Origin of the sequence: Streptomyces xylophagus (genome assembly GCF_000716435.1) — a bacterium.
In the GTDB taxonomy this organism is placed as follows: Bacteria; Actinomycetota; Actinomycetes; order Streptomycetales; family Streptomycetaceae; genus Streptomyces; species Streptomyces xylophagus.
Genome location: NZ_JNWO01000003.1, coordinates 233,777 through 245,454, shown reverse-complemented (window position 1 = coordinate 245,454; position 11,678 = coordinate 233,777). Strand labels below are relative to the sequence as shown.

At 70.6% G+C, this 11,678-nt stretch carries 13 protein-coding genes; 10 read left to right on the top strand and 3 right to left on the bottom strand.

Features of this window, described 5'->3' with window-relative positions:
• Positions 1 to 159: 159 nt before the first annotated feature.
• Positions 160 to 453 carry a hypothetical protein gene (locus OO70_RS08075; RefSeq protein WP_043666143.1) on the bottom strand — a complete coding sequence of 98 codons (294 nt, stop codon included), beginning with the start codon at positions 451 to 453 and terminating at the stop codon, positions 160 to 162.
• A gap of 180 nt (positions 454 to 633) precedes the next feature.
• Here OO70_RS08075 and OO70_RS08070 point away from each other — a divergent pair, with 180 nt between their 5' ends.
• The 6 genes from OO70_RS08070 to OO70_RS08045 all read left to right on the top strand — a co-directional run bounded on the left by OO70_RS08070 (position 634) and on the right by OO70_RS08045 (position 6,432).
• A complete protein-coding gene (locus OO70_RS08070) occupies positions 634 to 1,311 on the top strand; it encodes a response regulator transcription factor (protein WP_043666140.1) in 678 nt (225 codons plus the stop codon).
• 85 nt (positions 1,312 to 1,396) lie between these two features.
• Entirely contained in the window at positions 1,397 to 2,689 is a 1,293-nt protein-coding gene (locus OO70_RS08065) for a sensor histidine kinase (protein ID WP_158711421.1), read from the top strand.
• 112 nt (positions 2,690 to 2,801) lie between these two features.
• Positions 2,802 to 3,656: an alpha/beta fold hydrolase gene (locus tag OO70_RS08060; RefSeq protein WP_043666138.1), complete on the top strand. Its 855-nt coding sequence runs from the start codon at positions 2,802 to 2,804 to the stop codon at positions 3,654 to 3,656.
• 25 nt (positions 3,657 to 3,681) lie between these two features.
• On the top strand, positions 3,682 to 4,581 hold the full coding sequence (locus OO70_RS08055; protein ID WP_063749689.1) for an MBL fold metallo-hydrolase: 900 nt from the start codon (positions 3,682 to 3,684) through the stop codon (positions 4,579 to 4,581).
• Between the two features lie 111 nt (positions 4,582 to 4,692).
• A complete protein-coding gene (locus OO70_RS08050) occupies positions 4,693 to 5,733 on the top strand; it encodes an NAD(P)-dependent alcohol dehydrogenase (protein WP_043666136.1) in 1,041 nt (346 codons plus the stop codon).
• Positions 5,734 to 5,796: 63 nt separating this feature from the next.
• Entirely contained in the window at positions 5,797 to 6,432 is a 636-nt protein-coding gene (locus tag OO70_RS08045) for an alpha/beta hydrolase (RefSeq protein ID WP_043666134.1), read from the top strand.
• A gap of 33 nt (positions 6,433 to 6,465) precedes the next feature.
• Here OO70_RS08045 and OO70_RS08040 read toward each other — a convergent pair whose 3' ends face one another.
• Entirely contained in the window at positions 6,466 to 8,211 is a 1,746-nt protein-coding gene (locus tag OO70_RS08040; RefSeq protein ID WP_043666131.1) for a SulP family inorganic anion transporter, read from the bottom strand.
• Positions 8,212 to 8,234: 23 nt separating this feature from the next.
• Positions 8,235 to 9,038, bottom strand: a complete 804-nt coding sequence (gene ppk2 / locus OO70_RS08035) for a polyphosphate kinase 2 (RefSeq protein ID WP_043666129.1) — start codon at positions 9,036 to 9,038, stop codon at positions 8,235 to 8,237.
• A 157-nt stretch (positions 9,039 to 9,195) separates the two neighbouring features.
• Between ppk2 and OO70_RS08030 the strand changes: the two genes are divergently transcribed.
• The 4 genes from OO70_RS08030 to OO70_RS08015 all read left to right on the top strand — a co-directional run bounded on the left by OO70_RS08030 (position 9,196) and on the right by OO70_RS08015 (position 11,673).
• Entirely contained in the window at positions 9,196 to 9,561 is a 366-nt protein-coding gene (locus OO70_RS08030) for a ferredoxin (protein ID WP_043666826.1), read from the top strand.
• Positions 9,562 to 9,671: 110 nt separating this feature from the next.
• Positions 9,672 to 10,850: an acyl-CoA dehydrogenase family protein gene (locus OO70_RS08025; protein ID WP_043666127.1), complete on the top strand. Its 1,179-nt coding sequence runs from the start codon at positions 9,672 to 9,674 to the stop codon at positions 10,848 to 10,850.
• A gap of 128 nt (positions 10,851 to 10,978) precedes the next feature.
• Entirely contained in the window at positions 10,979 to 11,224 is a 246-nt protein-coding gene (locus OO70_RS53655) for a Tn3 family transposase (RefSeq protein ID WP_199827272.1), read from the top strand.
• 104 nt (positions 11,225 to 11,328) lie between these two features.
• Positions 11,329 to 11,673: a hypothetical protein gene (locus tag OO70_RS08015; protein ID WP_051740873.1), complete on the top strand. Its 345-nt coding sequence runs from the start codon at positions 11,329 to 11,331 to the stop codon at positions 11,671 to 11,673.
• Positions 11,674 to 11,678 lie beyond the last annotated feature (5 nt).

Here is an 11,678-nt window from a genome sequence, read left to right as displayed (position 1 = left end):
GGAGATTCCCAGGTTAGTCGCACCGGCGGGTTCGGCGGAGTTCGTCACGGATGCGACCGTTCCCGAGCAGAGCGCTCGGCCGGTGGAGTCCCGGCCGAGCGCCTGCCGCAGCGGCCCGGCGCACCCGGCGCCACCCCCGCGAGCCGCCGAGAGACCTGGCTACGGCCTCGCCAGCGTCTGTCCCTCGTCGCCGACGACGACGGGCACGTCCGTCACCGGAATGGGATCCGCCGGCATCACGTCGTGCGGCGGCTCCGCGCCGGGCACCTCGACGAGCGTGACACCGGTGTCCTCGGCCGGGCCGCCGTCGCCCGAGGCCGCCGCGACAGCGACCCCGCCCGAGGCGAGGACGACGGCCACCGCACCGGCCAGCACCAAGCCCCGTCGGCGGGAGACGCGGCTCCAGCGCGTCTTCCCGGGATCGGTCACGGGGTCGGTCAGGGGATTCGTCATGGGATCAGCTCCTTCATGAGTCTGAGTGGCCGGGACACGGAGAAGCCGGTGTCGGACCAGCCGCGTGTCCCGCCGGGAACGAGTACGGGGCAACTCTCGGCCCCACCCGCTGAAGGCCCGCTGAACGTCCTGAAGATCCTCTTCAGCTGTCGGCGCGAGGGGTGAGGCAAGGTGGAGGGCATGCGCGTGCTGGTGATGGACGACGATGCCCGACTCGTGGAACTGCTCCAACAGGGCCTGCGGGCCGAGGGGTTCGCGGTCGACGCGGCGAGCGACGGCCTCGCCGGGCTGGCCAGGGCCACGGACGACAACTACGACGTGATCGTCATCGATGTCATGATGCCCGGTCTGAACGGCTACAAGGTCTGCGCCCACCTGCGCGCGGCCGGCGACAACACCCCGATCCTGATGCTGACCGCGAAGGACGGTGAGTACGACGAGGCGGAAGGACTGGAGACCGGGGCCGACGACTACCTGACGAAGCCCTTCTCGTTCGTCGTCCTGAACGCCCGACTGCGGGCCCTGATCCGCCGGGCCCGCCCCGAGCGGCAGATCGTGCGGCACTTCGGGGACCTGGAGACCGACACCGGCGCCCGCCGCTGCCGCCGTGCGGGCAAGGACATCGCGCTCACCGCCCGCGAGTTCGACATCCTGGCGCTGCTCGTGGACACCCCGGACGTCGCCGTCAGCAAGGCCGCCATCCTCGACCAGGTGTGGGACAGCGCCTACGAGGGCGGGCCGAACATCGTGGAGGTCTACATCAGTGCGCTTCGCCGGAAGATCGACAAACCCTTCGGCCGGGCCAGTATCGAAACCGTGCCCGGTGGTGCCTACCGCCTCCGCTCCGACGGAGGCTGACCGCCCACGCCGGCGTCGGTCACGGCTGCGGTCACGGCTCTGGCCGCGGACGGTACGCGGCCGTGCCACCGTCGCCGTGGCGCTGGTGGCCAGTCTCGCCCTTGCCGCCTGCTCGGCGGTCCTGCTCTACGCCGTCCACACCGACCTGGTCGACTCGGCCCAGGTCGCGGCCCGCGACCACGTCGAGCAGGCTGCCCGCCGACTCGGTGCCGGCATACCTCCGGCCGAGGTGAAGGCCGCCCTGCCGGACGTCACCCTGGACTCCGCGTCCCCCACCAGCCCCAGTGGCTCCTCTGGCTCCTCAGATCTCACCGGTTCCTCCGGCACGACCCGATCGCAGGGCCGGGGCGCCAGTGCCGCTGTCGTCACCTCGTCCGGAACGATGCTGATACAGGCCTATCCCGATCTCGCTCCCGCGCGTACCGCCGTCGTGGCCCTGACCTGGGCCCTGGTCCCCTGCACCACGCTGCTGGTGCTGCTTGTCGTCTGCCTGACCTGGTACGCGATGGGCCGGGCGCTGCGACCGGTCGAGGACATTCGTGTCGAGTTCGCCGACATCACCGCCAGCAGTCTCCAGCGGCGGGTCCCCGTGCCCGACGCCGACGACGAAGTCGCCCTGCTGGCGGCCACGATGAACGACACCCTCGATCAACTCCAGCGTGCCGTCGGCCGTTTGAGGACGTTCACATCCGACGCCTCCCACGAACTGCGCGGCCCCCTCACTACGTTGAAGGCGCGCCTCGAACTGGCCACGGCCCGTCCCGAGCGGGCCGACTGGACGACCGTCGGTGACGAGGCCCTGCGCGACACCAACCGTCTCGAAGAGGTCGTCGCCGATCTGCTGCTCCTCGCCCGGCTGGACGCGCGCCGGCCCCTGAAGCTGCGGCCGTTGAGCGTGCCCGACCTCCTGCGGCGGACCATCGCCGAGGGTTACGCGCACCACCCCGTCGTGCTCGACATCCACTCCGCGCCCGACACGGCCGTCCTCGGCAGCCGCACGGCACTGGCCCGCCTGTTCACGAACCTTCTGGACAACGGTCTGCGTCACGCGAGCAGCACCGTGACCGTCGAAGTGCGCCGGAACGAGGGCGAGTTGGTCGTCGAGGTCGGCGACGACGGTCCGGGCATTCCCGCCCAGGACCGGGAGCGGATCTTCGACCGCTTCACGCGCCTGGACAACGCCCGCACGCGCGGCGAGGGCGGTACCGGCCTCGGCCTGGCCATCGCCCGCGACATCGCGACCGCCCACGGCGGAACCCTCACAGCCCGGGCACCCCGGGCCGGTGACCCCGGTGCCCGCATGGTGCTGACCCTGCCCCTGCCCGCGCCGGGAACGGACAGCGTGCCGCCGCCGGACCTCCCTCACCCATTCATGTGAGAGACAAGCGGCCGACGGTTCACCGACCCTGTTCCCGGATCGCGGGCGTGAACGCACACGGGTGCGCCGACGTCGCCGCCCGCGACCGTATGTCCAGTGAGAGGTGGATCCGATGGACGGGACGGCCCCGAGCTACTCCCTGGCGCCGACCAGGAAGGTGACCGCCGCCAACGGCATCGAGTACGCGTACCGCGAGACCGGCGAGGGAGGAGTGCCGCTGGTCCTGCTGACGCACTTCAGGGGCAACCTCGACAACTGGGACCCCGCACTGGTGGACGCCCTGGCCGCCGACCGACGCACCGTGGCCTTCGACAACACCGGCGTCGGCGCGTCCGGCGGCACCACACCCGGCACCGTCGCGCAGATGGCGCAGGACGCGCTCGCCTTCGTGGACGCACTGGACCTGGAGCAGGTCGACATCCTCGGGTTCTCGCTGGGTTCGTTCGTCGCCCAGGACATCGCGTTGATCCGGCCCGCGCTCGTCCGCCGTCTCGTGCTGGCCTCGTCGGCGCCCCAGGGCGCACCCGGCATGCACGGGTGGGCGCAGTGGGTCATCGACTCGGTGGGCGGGCGCGAACTCGCCCCGGCCAAGATGCTCGACGTCTTCTACACCCGGTCCGCGGAGAGCCGCACAGCCGGTGAGAAGGCGCTCGGCCGCATGTTCTCCAGGAACGACCCGGACACCCCGACGACATGGCAGACCCGCCAGGCGCAGTACGACGCCGTGTGCGCCTGGGGAGTTCCCCACGTGTCGCTTCTCGAGCGGGTGACCGCGATCCGGACACCGGTGTTCGTCGCCAACGGCGACAGCGACCCCATGATCCTCCCTCGCTACTCCCACCTGCTGGCCGGACTCATCGACGGCGCGGAGCTGACGATCTACCCGGACGCGGCCCACGGCTTCCTCTTCCAGCACCACGAACAGTTCGCGCGTGACGTCGCGCGCTTCCTCGACCAGCCGCGTTAGCGAGCGCACTCCGAAGGAGAGAACCGTGTCCGACGACGACACCGCCCTCGGCTACGACGTCTTCGTCGCCGACCCGCTGCCCCTGAACGTCTCCGCGCCGCTGCCCAACGGGGAACCGCGCCACTATCAGCCCATCGCCGTCACCCTGATCCACGGCGTACGGGACGCCGTGCTCGTCGACCCGCCCCTGACGACCGAGCAGGCGCAGCGGGTCGGGGACTGGGTGGAGGCGAGCGGCAAGCGGCTGACGCACGTCTTCGCGACCCATGGGCACGGTGACCACTGGTTCACCGCCGGCGTGCTCGCCGAGCGCTTCGGCGCCGAGGTGGTGGCCACCGCGGGAACCATCGAGCAGATGCACGCCAACGTGTCCTTCCGGGAAGCGCTGTGGGACACGCTGTTTCCCGGGCAGATCCCGCCATCGCCCGTCACCGCGGTCACGGTCCCCGGAAACCGCCTCACCCTCGAAGGGCACGACCTGACCGTCGTGGAGGTGGGCCACGCCGACACCGACGGCTGTGCCGTGCTGCATGTACCGGACCTCGACCTGGTGGTGGCAGGCGACGTCATCTACAACGGCGTGCACCAGTACCTGGGTGAGACGGCCGACGGCGACTTCGGCGCCTGGCGCAAGGCCATCGACACCGTCGCCGCGCTGGAGCCGCGCCGGATCGTCGCGAGCCACCAGAACAAGAACCTCGACGACGACGCGACACGCCTCATCGCCGAGACCCGCCGGTACTTCGACGACGCCGAGGAGTTCCTGGCGGCGCACGACACCCCGGCCGAGTTCTTCCACGCGATGCTCGACCGCTACCCCGACCGCATCGGCGCGACCGTCCTGTGGATCGGCGCGCGAGCCCTCTACCTGGGGCGCGAGGGCGGCGACCCGGTGCAGAACCTCGGCACCGCCTGGCTGCTGTAGGCCGCTCGGAGCCCGACCCCGCCGACGCGGGGCGAGAGGTGAAGGCCAACCGGCTGAAGCACCGGCGCGGCACCGCCCCTCGCCACGACCATTCCCAGGGAGACTCCCGGCATGACCACAGTCGCCGCCTACGCGGCACCCTCCCCCAAGGCTCCGCTGGAGCGCACGACGATCGAGCGGCGCGCGGTCGGCGCACACGACGTACTGATCGACATCAGGTTCACCGGCATCTGCCACTCCGACATCCACCAGGTCCAGGAGGGCTGGGGCGAGGGCATCTTCCCGATGGTCCCCGGCCACGAGATCGCCGGCGTCGTCTCCGAAGTCGGCCCGGCAGTCACCCGGTTCACCGTCGGCGACCGGGTGGGCGTCGGCTGCATGGTCGACTCCTGCCGCGTGTGCGAGAACTGCAAGGCCGGCCTGCAGCAGTACTGCGTCCGCCGCCCGACCTGGACCTACAACGCCGTCGGCAAGGACGGCGAACCGACCTACGGCGGCTACGCGCAGAGGATCGTCGTCGACGAGAACTACGTCCTGCGCATCCCCGACGGCCTGCCCCTGGACGTCGCCGCGCCGCTGCTGTGCGCCGGCATCACGACGTACTCCCCGCTCAAGCACTGGAACGTCGGCCCCGGCAAGAAGGTCGCCGTCGTGGGCTTCGGCGGGCTCGGCCACATGGGTGTGCGGATCGCGCACGCGCTGGGTGCCGAGGTGACGGTCCTGTCGCAGTCCCTGCGCAAGAAGGACGACGGCCTGCGGCTGGGCGCCGACCACTACTTCGCCACCGGCGACCCGGCGACCTTCGACACGCTCCGGGGCACCTTCGACATGGTCCTCAACACGGTCTCGGCACCGCTCGACTTCGGCGCCTTCCTGGGACTGCTGCGCACGGACGGCGCGATGGTGAACCTCGGCCTTCCCGACGAGCCGGTCCAGATCCCCCTCTCCGCGGTCCTGGGCGACCGGCGCAGCCTGACCAGCTCGGGCATCGGCGGCATTCCCGAGACCCAGGAGATGCTCGACTTCTGTGCCGAGCACGGTCTGGGTGCCGTGATCGAGGTGATCCGCGCGGACCAGATCAACGAGGCGTACGAGCGGGTGGTCAGGAGCGATGTCCGCTACCGGTTCGTGATCGACATCGCGACGATCTGACCCTGTTCTCCAGGAGTCTTCATCGTTCCCCAGGAGTCTTCACCGACCGGATCGGACCAAGTGATGTCTGTGCATGTGATCGTGCTGCCGGGCGGCGGCTATGTGCAGCACGCCGCACACGAGGCGGAGCCGATCGTCAGGTGGCTCAACGGACTTGGGCTTGCGGCGAGCGTCTTCCGGTATCCGCTCAATGTGCGGCATCCGGAACCGCTCGAGGCGCTGCGCACCGAGATCGGCCGTCTGAGAGCCGACGGCGCCGGCACGATCGGGCTCGTGGGGTTCTCGGCCGGCGGGCACCTCGCAGGCCTGGCCGCCCTCGCTCCGCAGGTGTCCGAGCGGACGGCGGTGCAGTTCGCCGTGCTCGGCTACGCAATCACCTCGATGGAGACCGAGACGTACCGCCCTTCGCGACTCGTCCTGCTGGGGGAGGACGCGACACCGGAGCTACGCCGCGCGACCTCGCTCGACGCGCTGGTGACCGCGTCGGCCCCACCGTTCTTCCTGTGGCACACGGCGGAGGACCCCTATGTGCCGCCCGAACACACCTACCGCCTCGCCACCGCCCTGGCCGCCCACAACGTGCCCCACGCGGTGCACGTCTACCCCCACGGCCCGCACAGCCTGGGCCTCGCGAAGGGGGCGGGAGAAGCGGAGACATGGACGCGATCTGCCGCGTCCTGGCTCGCGGAGTACACGTAAGGGCATGCGCGGCTGAGTGCCCGACAGGTGGCACTACGCCACCGGCCCCGCCGTTCCCTCATCGGGCGTCCCGCTCCAACTCCGGTATGCGGCCACGGCCGTTGGGAGCGTCGGGAAGATGTGGTCGGTGCCGATCGAGTCGACCAGCCCGTACGTCTCCAGGTCGTCGAGGAGGTCCTGCTTCACCCGCGCCAGGGCGAACACGATGCCACGGTGGGCGAGTTCGCGGCGGAGTTCGTCGACCGCGTCCAGGGCGGTGATGTCCACCTCCACATTGGCCTCGGTGTTGAGGACGAACCACCGCACCGGGACGGCCTGTTGGGCGACGGCGGCCAGGGCGCGGCGGCGGAAGTTCTCCGCGTTGGCGAAGAAGAGCGGCGAGTCGTAGCGGTAGACGAGCAGGCCGGGGATCGTGCGGGCCTGCGGGAAGTCGTCCACGTCGTGCATGCCGGCCACACCGGGGACCAGGCCCTCGACGGCGTCGTGCGGGCGGGCCACCCGGGTGAGGAGTTCGGCCACCGACAGGCCCACGGCGACGATCACGCCGTAGAGGATGTCCAGGGCCAGTACGCCGGTCAGACAGCCGAGTGCCAGCAGGAGTTCGCGGCGGCGGAAGCCGGCGAGGCGGTGGAAGCCGGTGAGGTCGATCATGCGGACGGCGGCGTAGACGACGAGGGCGCCGAGGACCGCCGAGGGGGTGCGGGACAGGAGGGGGCTCAGGAAGAGGAGGACGGCCAGGACCACCGCTCCGGCGACCAGGGAGTACGCCTGGCTGCGGGCGCCCGTCGAGGAGGCCAGCGCGGTGCGGCTCGCGCTGCTGCTCACCGGGAAGCCGTGGAGGACGCCGGCGCCGAGGTTGGCCGCGCCGAGCGCCAGGAACTCCTGGTCGGCGTCGAGACCGGGGCCGTCGTCCTCGTCGCCGCCGGTGAAGGCGCGGGCGGTGAGGATGAAGTCGGTGTAGGCGACGAGCAGGACACCGAGGGCGGGCAGCACCAGGTGGGGGAGTTCCGTGAGGTCCGGCAGGCCGACCGCGGGAAGTCCCGCCGGGACGTGGCCGATCACCTTGATGCCGTACCGGTCGTCGAGGTCGAGGAGGACGACGGCCGCCGTGCCCAGCACCACTGCCAGCAGCGGGCCGGGGATCGTCCGGGACGTGCGCGCCACCGTGAACAGGAACGCGAGCATGACGGCGGCGAACAGCAGCGTGGGCGCGTGGAGTTGGCCCAAGTGTCGTAGGAAGGACCAGAGTTGGGGGAAGAAGGCCGTGCCCGTCGTCCGTACGCCGGTGAGTTTGGGCAGTTGGTCCACGATCATGATCAGGGCAACGCCCGCGAGATAGCCGATCAGCACCGGGCGGGAGAGGAGGTCGGCGACGAAGCCCAGCCGTACCGCCCACGCGGCGAGGCACAGCAGACCGACCGTGACCGCGAGGGCGGCGGCGAGGGTGGCGTAGCGGCCGGGGTCGCCTGAGGCGAGCGGGCCCACGACGGTCGCCGTCATCAGCGCGGTCGTCGACTCGGGGCCGACCGAGAGCAGCCGTGAGGAGCCCAGTACGGCGTACAGGGCGAGCGCGGGCAGGATCGCCCACAGTCCGGCGACCGGCGGGAGCCCCGCCACCCCGGCGTAGGCCATCACCTGCGGGACGAGGTACGCGGCCACCGTGACCCCCGCCAGCAGGTCGCCGCGCAGCCAGGAACGCCGGTATCCGGCCAGCGCGGCGATCCCGGGCGTCAGGCGGCGCCACCCCGAGGCGTGCCCGCCCGGTGTGTGGGTGGTCAATGGGGCTCCTTGCCCTGGCCGGCTCAGAGGCTCGCCGCGTGGTCCGGGACGTAGGTCTGCAGGTCGCGGGGCGGGCGTTCGTAGCCGGTGGACGGCGGGCGGGGCGGGAGTTCGAGGACCGGCGGGGACACCTCGTGGTAGGGGAGCGAGTCGAGCAGGTGGGCGATCATGTTCAGGCGGGCCTTGCGCTTGTCGTCACTCTCGACGACGTACCACGGGGCCTCCGAGATGTCGGTGTGCACCAGCATCTCGTCCTTGGCCCGGGAGTAGTCCTCCCAGTGGGTGATGGACTCCAGGTCCATCGGCGAGAGCTTCCAGCGCCGCAGCGGATCCTCCAGGCGGCGCCGGAACCGGTCCTGCTGCACGGCGTCGCTCACCGAGAACCAGTACTTGCGCAGCACGATCCCGTCCTCCACGAGCATCCGCTCGAAGATGGGGCACTGGCGCAGGAACAGCTGGTATTCCTCCTTGGTGCAGAAGCCCATCACGCGCTCGACGCCGGCCCGGTTGTACCAGGAGCGGTCGAACAGCACGATCTCCCCGGCGGCCGGCAGATGCTCGACGTACCGCTGGAAGTACCACTGGGTGCGCTGCCGGTCGGTCGGCTTCGGCAGCGCGGCGATCCGGGCGACACGCGGGTTGAGATGCTCCGACACGCGCTTGATGGTGCCGCCCTTGCCCGCCGCGTCCCGGCCCTCGAACACGATCACCAGCCGGGTGCCCTCGGCCCGCACCCACTCCTGGAGCTTGACCAACTCCGTCTGCAGGCGCAGCAGTTCGGTCTCGTACGTCCCGCGCGGCAGCTTTGCCGCCTTCTTGCCGGCCATGCCGCCTCAACCCCTCGATGACGTGCGCAGTCTGCTCGTGTCCAAGGTCGAACACCTGGACAGCACCGTACTGACCGGCGGACTCCCGCGCACCCCGGACGCCCGCCGTACCGGGTTTGCGGCGGGCGCCGGCGGCAACCCGAACTCCGTGACAGCGATGACAACCCAGCAGGAACTCGTCCGGTTCCTGGAGGACCGCTTCGCCTGCGCCCAGGCCTGCACCGAGTGCGCGCGGGCCTGCGTCCTGCGCGTCAGCCGCTCGGATCCGGACGCCATCGACCACGAGGCACGCGTACGAAGCAAGGCGCTCCTCTGCGCGGAGGTCTGCGACGCGACCTGCCGCATGCTCGCCGAACAGCACCTCCAGGACGAGCCCGCCCTCCGCCTCCAGACCAAGTGGTGCCTGCTCGTCTGCCTGGAATGCGCGCAGGTCTTCGACGAGTGGCCGGGCGCGGAGGCGGACGCGCGGGCCTGCCGGGACTGTGCGCGGGCGTGCGAGGAGTTCTTGACCACGTTGAACTGACGGGCAGTTGCGCCTTCTTGCCCGGCATCGCCGCCTCGCCATTCCCAATTTCTGGAACACGTTCTACGGTGTGCGCCGTCAGGACCGGCCTTGGGGAGCCTGGAGGCGCCGTGCATCTCGAATACACGCCCGAGCAGCAGCGGCTGCGTAACGAACTGCGCGCCTACTTCGCCGAGTTGGTGCCCGACCACGTCTACTCCCGCTACGCCGACCCGGCCGCCCAGAAGCGCTACTACCGCGAGACGATCCGCCGGCTCGGCACGGACGGTTGGCTCGGTGTCGGCTGGCCCGAGGAGTACGGCGGGCGCGGGCTGACGCCGATGGAGCAGTTCATCTTCTTCGACGAGGCCGCGCAGGCCGGCGTACCGCTGCCGCTGATGGCCCTCAACACCGTCGGCCCGACGATCATGCAGTTCGGTACCGACGAGCAGAAGGCGTACTTCCTCCCGAAGATCCTCTCCGGCGAGATCGACTTCGCGATCGGCTACAGCGAGCCCGAGGCCGGCACGGACCTCGCCGCGCTCAAGACACGCGCCGTACGGGACGGCGACGAATACGTCGTCAACGGGCAGAAGATCTGGACCACCAACGGCGACACCGCCGACTGGGTCTGGCTCGCCGTCCGCACCGACCCGGACGCCCCGCCGCACAAGGGCATCACCATGCTCCTGGTACCGACCGCCGACCCCGGCTACTCCTGCACGGTGATCAACACCCTCGCCTCGCACGACACCACCGCCAGCTACTACGAGAACATCCGCGTCCCCGTCACCCGCCGCGTCGGCAAGGAGAACCAGGGCTGGCGCCTGATCACCAACCAGCTCAACCACGAACGCGTCACCCTCGCCGCCCACGGCACGATGGCCATCCGCGCCCTGCACGACGTCCAGCACTGGGCCATGGAGACCAAACTCGCCGACGGCCGCCGCGTCGTCGACCTCCCCTGGGTCCGCCGCCTCCTCGCCCGCACCCACGCGAGGCTCGACGCGATGAAACTCCTCAACTGGCAGATGGTGAACGCCGTCCAGGAAGGCGCCCTCACCCCCCAGGACGCCTCCGCCGTCAAGGTCTACGGCTCCGAGGCCCGCCGCGACGCGTACGCCTGGCTCATGGAGATCGTCGCCGCGGCCGGCGCCCTGCAGGAAGGCTCCGCAGGCGCCGTCCTGCACGGCGAACTGGAACGCGGCTACCGCTCCGCCGTGATCTTCACGTTCGGTGGCGGCAACAACGAGATCCAGCGGGAGATCATCTCGTGGATCGGGCTGGGGATGCCGAGGGTGCGGCGTTAGCCCGCTGTGACCACGGACTCCAGTTGTCACATACTGCGGATGGTTGGCACCAGGATTCTGCGTGATCGAGATAGCCGCTGGGCCGTGACAAGACAGTCGGTGCTCCGCCACGACGACACGAGTCGGGTTTGCTCGCGCTCGGACTCGGCGCGAACATGGTGCTCCACTACGGCAAGGTCGGCGCCCTGACCGGCCCGGACACGGAGCACGCCGAGACGTCGATGCTCGCCCTGCACCTGCTCCGGTCCGCGCTCGTGCATGTCAACACCCTGCTGGCGCAGCAGGTCCCGGCCGAGCCGGCGTGGGCGAAGAAGCTCACCGGCGAGGACCGGCGCGGCCTGACCGCCCTGTTCTGGTCCAACGTCAACCCGTAGGGCACGTTCCGCCTCGACATGGACGAGCGCCTCGACCTGGGGCTGCTCACTGCCGTGCCCCACCCCCGCACTACCCCCTCCGCCCGATCGACCACGGAGCCACGATGAAGGACTTCGCCGACCGCACCGACCCGCGTCAGGTCGAGGCCGCGTGGCGCGCCCTCGACCTGACGCGCGCCTACGTCGCACGCGACCGCACCGCAATCGTCGAGCACCTCGCGGACCTGGAGGAGAACCAGCTGGCGTTCGCCGGAGGTGTGCTCATCACGACGTACTACGAGACCCGTGAGGTCCCGCGGAACACCGGGCGCCCGCACAATCCGGCGACCGTGGTGCGCGAGGTCGACGCGGTGGCCCGGTTCGCGCCGACCGAACGCGAGTTCGCCGTCACCACGGCCGCCCGGCGCAAGCTCTTTGGCCTCGCCACCGCAGACGTCCGTCTTGCTTGACCTCT

What these genes read in the sequence shown, in the direction of transcription:
- OO70_RS08075 (WP_043666143.1), bottom strand. Translation starts at nt 453, where the DNA reads ATGACGAATCCCCTGACCGACCCCGTGACCGATCCCGGGAAGACGCGC.
- OO70_RS08070 (WP_043666140.1), top strand. Translation starts at nt 634, where the DNA reads ATGCGCGTGCTGGTGATGGACGACGATGCCCGACTCGTGGAACTGCTC.
- OO70_RS08060 (WP_043666138.1), top strand. Translation starts at nt 2,802, where the DNA reads ATGGACGGGACGGCCCCGAGCTACTCCCTGGCGCCGACCAGGAAGGTG.
- OO70_RS08050 (WP_043666136.1), top strand. Translation starts at nt 4,693, where the DNA reads ATGACCACAGTCGCCGCCTACGCGGCACCCTCCCCCAAGGCTCCGCTG.
- OO70_RS08045 (WP_043666134.1), top strand. Translation starts at nt 5,797, where the DNA reads ATGTCTGTGCATGTGATCGTGCTGCCGGGCGGCGGCTATGTGCAGCAC.
- ppk2 (WP_043666129.1), bottom strand. Translation starts at nt 9,038, where the DNA reads ATGGCCGGCAAGAAGGCGGCAAAGCTGCCGCGCGGGACGTACGAGACC.
- OO70_RS08030 (WP_043666826.1), top strand. Translation starts at nt 9,196, where the DNA reads ATGACAACCCAGCAGGAACTCGTCCGGTTCCTGGAGGACCGCTTCGCC.
- OO70_RS08015 (WP_051740873.1), top strand. Translation starts at nt 11,329, where the DNA reads ATGAAGGACTTCGCCGACCGCACCGACCCGCGTCAGGTCGAGGCCGCG.